Below are 3575 nucleotides of genomic sequence, written 5' to 3'. Positions count from 1 at the left end.
CGCCAGGGCCCGTGCGCTCACCCGCGGGCCCGGCGTTCGGGTCGGGCTCTGCGGTGAAGCCGAGGAGGGCGGCCCCGCGGGTGAGCGCACGGGCCCTGGCGTGGGCGTACCGGACCCGGAAGAGCGGGTTCGCCTCGCCCTGGACGAGCAGTGCGGGGCCGAGGGCGGCACGGTCGTGCCCGGCGGGCCGCAGGAGCCCCCAGCGGGCGGCGTCGGACCCGAGCCGCTCCAGCAGCTCCCCCGCGGTGGCCCCGGCGGGAACGGGCCGGATCCCGGTGAGCGGCACGGGGGGCGTGCCGTGCGCGTCCACGGTGACGCCGAGGCGGGCCCAGTCCGGGTCGGACGCCTCCTCGCAGCTGACCCGGACCCGGGCGCCCTGGGCGATGACCAGCCGGCGGACGGCATGGGCGGTGACGGCGGCGCGGACCTCCCGCGCGTGGTGGAACTGGAGGATCTCGTCCCGGAGCGCGTCCCCGTGTCCGTACGCGAGGCCCTGTTCCCGTACGGCGTCGAGCACGGTCCGGTCGGCCGCGGCCGGTACGTCGAGGGTGAAGCTCAGGAACCCAGGTCCGGTGATCTCGACCCGCCCGACGCCGGGCTCGGCGGCGACGCGTTCCCGCAGGATGCGGGCGACCTCCAGGGCGGGCAGCGCGGCGGGCCCGGCGAGCTGGAGCGCGACGGCGCAGGCGTAGTCCCCGCTGCCGCCGGGCCGCGTCCTCTCCACACGCACGCGCGCGGGCACGGGTGCGCGCAAGGCATCCTCGTCGACCGCGCGGCGCACGGCGTGCAGCACGGTCCGGGAGAGGTCGGCGGGGGTCACGGGTCAAGCGTAGGTGAGAGAGGGGGGCACTTCGCGACCCGGTTTCGCCATCCGGTCGGCCGGACCCCGCCCGACGCCCGGGAGGGCCGGCCCCGGGGACACCGCCACGGTCGGCCAGGACCCGGTTTCGCCGCCCGGGTCAGCCGGTGGCGCTCCCCGCCCGCCCGGCACCGCGACGCCCGTCCACCGAGGGCTCTTCCTCCCCCGTCACCAGCCGGCGCATGATCCGCACCAGCTCGCTCGGCTCGAACGGCTTCGCCAGGAACGCGTCGACCCCGGCCGCCACACCCGCGTCGACCTCGTAGGGCGTACAGGCGCTGATGACGGCGATGGGAACACGACGGGTCCGGGGGTCGGAGCGCAGCCGGGTGGCGGTCTCCAGACCGTCCAGCCGGGGCATCACGACATCGAGGGTGATCGCGTCGGGGCGGACCCGCTCGACCAGGTCCAGGCACTCGACACCATCGGCCGCGGTCACGACCTCGAAGCCCTCCAGCTCGAGATTGACCCTGATCAGCTGCCGGATGACCTTGTTGTCGTCGACAACAAGCACGCGGCCGTACGCCCCTGACACCCTTCGAGAGTAGGTCGGCCGGAGGTGCGGCGTCCGGGTTTTGTCCACTTCCGCCCCGGACGGGTGGCCACCGCTCCCACGGACCGCCCGAGCGGGAGGAAGAGGCGCGGAGGCACGGCGGAATACCTGTTCACGGACACCCCGTGGGAGCTGGTAGTGTTTCACCCGTCGCAGAGCAGCACCGCGATACGCCCCCGTAGCTCAGGGGATAGAGCATCGGCCTCCGGAGCCGGGTGCGCAGGTTCGAATCCTGCCGGGGGCACTTCCGGATTGAAGAACCGGACCAGCAGAGGCTGGTCCGGTTTTTTCGTATGCGTCGCGCGTGTGCCGCGCCCTCGCGGGGGCGAGCGGAGCGTGTGCCGCGCCCCCGCGAGGTGGGTCGGTCAGTACTTCCCGTCGACCGGGATCCAGCCGGACCAGGCCTCGGGCTGGTAGAACTTGCCGGTGTCGCCGTCGTAGCGCAGGACCCGCAGACGTACGTTCCCGGTCTCGCGGTAGTCCTTGTCGCAGGTCGCCCAGGTGTTCACGCCGAGCTTGTTGACGCAGACCGCTTCGGCGCGCCCGTAGTCGGTGTAGACCCCGACGGCCGCGGACATGCCGTCCTTCTTCGTGTCGCCCGCCCAGACGATGTCGCCGTTGTGCTGGAAGCACCCGGTGGAACCGTAGGCGGCGGTCGCGCCGAGGCAGGTGTTGGACGGCGGAGCGGCCTTGGCGGACAGCACCGCGTCCGGCGCTCCCTTCGTCTCCGTCCCGTCCACCGGGAAGGGGATCTCCACGCCGGGCTCCGGGGTGAGGCCTTCGACGATGCTCACGTCGGCGGGCAGCTGCACTTCCAGGGGGGCCTCGGGAGCGTCGTGGGCCAGCGCCGGCGTCGCGGTGACGGCCGCCAGGGCCAGTGCCGACGCCCCGGCGAGCACGCTCAACTTCGAGCGCCAGTTTTCACGCATACTTCACTACCCCCGCGCCTGACCTCTGTGGCGAGATCATCCATTACCAAATGTGAACAGGGTGTGAGACTAAGAGATCGCTGTGACGGATGGAAGGGGCTTCTGTGACGCAGGTGGCCCGTGGTGCCCCAGTGATCCGGGCCGTGCGCGCGCGGGCGGTCGTGCGGGCGGTGCGGACGCAGAACAGGAGGGCGGGCACACCGGCGTGTGCCCGCCCTCCTGTGGCGGCTGTCTCACCCGTTCACGGGCGGGGTCTCACGGCAGGGTGGGCGGCTCGGCGGCCCGCTCCCCCTCCGTGAACTCGGCGAACGAGGGGTCGACGACGCAATCCGCCGGGATCTCGGCGATGGAGGTGGCGCACTTCTCGGGGCCCGGCACGCTCTGCCCGTTCAGCTCGGGCGGGCCCGCCTGACGCTTTCCCGTCTCGATGCTCTCCGCCAGCCCTTCCACGGACGCCGGCCCGGTGCGGGTGGTGGGCCGCTCGGCGTCCACGGCGTCCGGCGAGGACGAACAGGCCGCTGCGCCCGCCACGGCGGACAGGACGAGCGCGGCCGAGGCCGCGGCGGTACGAAGTCGCATGAAGGTCCCCCCTACGCGGATGCCCGGACGCCCGGGTCATCAGTCGATCCACGGTGCCACACGGTGCGGGGCGGAGGGCGGAGAACCTGTGAAGAGGCCGGGCGGGTGAAGGTGACCCTTGCGACGGCCGCCCGAACACCCGCGGCGTCAGTCGAACTACGTTGCCACAAAGGGTGGTCAGTCAGACGGGTAACGCACGAAGAGGCCGGAGAGGCATAGGGCGCGCGTACCGTCGCCTCCAGGTGTGTACATACCGAAGGCATATGCCAAAGGCAATGAGCGCTCCGGAATGGGCCCGGTCCGGGCGCAGCCGATCGCCGTGGGCCCGGGTATCGAGCGCCTGTACGGAAAGGATGTCTGGTGAAAGCTGGTACTCGGCTGTCCGGAGGGGGACGCATGCGGGGGCACGAGCACAGCACGAACACCAACGAACTGAGCGGCACGGTGCACGGCTTCGTCGTGCAGACGGGAAGCGTGCACGGCGGCATCCATGTGTCCGGGGGCGGGGCGCGGGAGGAGGTGCCGCCGCCCTGGCAGTTACCGCCCTCGGTCCGGATCACCGACCGCACGGACGAGCTCCGCGCCCTGGAGGCGCACCGGGACCGGGCCACGGAGGACGGGCATCCCACGCTGGCGGCGGTGAGCGGGCTGGGCG

At 72.7% G+C, this 3575-nt stretch carries 3 protein-coding genes, 1 tRNA gene and 2 pseudogenes; 2 read left to right on the top strand and 4 right to left on the bottom strand.

What is annotated here, in order from left to right; translation table 11 throughout:
* Positions 1 to 820 (bottom strand): annotated as a pseudogene (locus tag HET64_RS37535) (hypothetical protein); the annotation flags it as partial.
* A 139-nt stretch (positions 821 to 959) separates the two neighbouring features.
* Positions 960 to 1373 carry a response regulator gene (locus HET64_RS37530; protein WP_215111709.1) on the bottom strand — a complete coding sequence of 138 codons (414 nt, stop codon included), beginning with the start codon at positions 1371 to 1373 and terminating at the stop codon, positions 960 to 962.
* 211 nt (positions 1374 to 1584) lie between these two features.
* Here HET64_RS37530 and HET64_RS37525 point away from each other — a divergent pair.
* Positions 1585 to 1656: transfer RNA gene (locus HET64_RS37525), tRNA-Arg, on the top strand.
* Positions 1657 to 1777: 121 nt separating this feature from the next.
* Here the strand turns inward: HET64_RS37525 and HET64_RS37520 are convergent.
* Together HET64_RS37520 and HET64_RS37515 are read right to left on the bottom strand one after the other, a co-directional pair.
* Positions 1778 to 2341 (bottom strand): hypothetical protein, encoded by a 564-nt coding sequence (locus HET64_RS37520; RefSeq protein ID WP_215111708.1) that lies wholly within the window; start codon positions 2339 to 2341, stop codon positions 1778 to 1780.
* Between the two features lie 255 nt (positions 2342 to 2596).
* A complete protein-coding gene (locus HET64_RS37515; RefSeq protein WP_215111707.1) occupies positions 2597 to 2920 on the bottom strand; it encodes a hypothetical protein in 324 nt (107 codons plus the stop codon).
* A gap of 396 nt (positions 2921 to 3316) precedes the next feature.
* Here HET64_RS37515 and HET64_RS37510 point away from each other — a divergent pair.
* Positions 3317 to 3575, top strand: a pseudogene (locus HET64_RS37510) (regulator); the annotation flags it as partial.

The organism is Streptomyces sp. McG3 (assembly GCF_018619185.1).
Taxonomy (GTDB): Bacteria; Actinomycetota; Actinomycetes; order Streptomycetales; family Streptomycetaceae; genus Streptomyces.
The sequence above is the reverse complement of the archived record's forward strand: the minus strand, read 5'-3'. Positions and strand labels throughout refer to the sequence as shown.

Excerpts from the sequence above, each read along its gene's own strand:
- HET64_RS37520 (WP_215111708.1), bottom strand. The coding sequence starts at position 2,341 with ATGCGTGAAAACTGGCGCTCGAAGTTGAGCGTGCTCGCCGGGGCGTCG.
- HET64_RS37515 (WP_215111707.1), bottom strand. The coding sequence starts at position 2,920 with ATGCGACTTCGTACCGCCGCGGCCTCGGCCGCGCTCGTCCTGTCCGCC.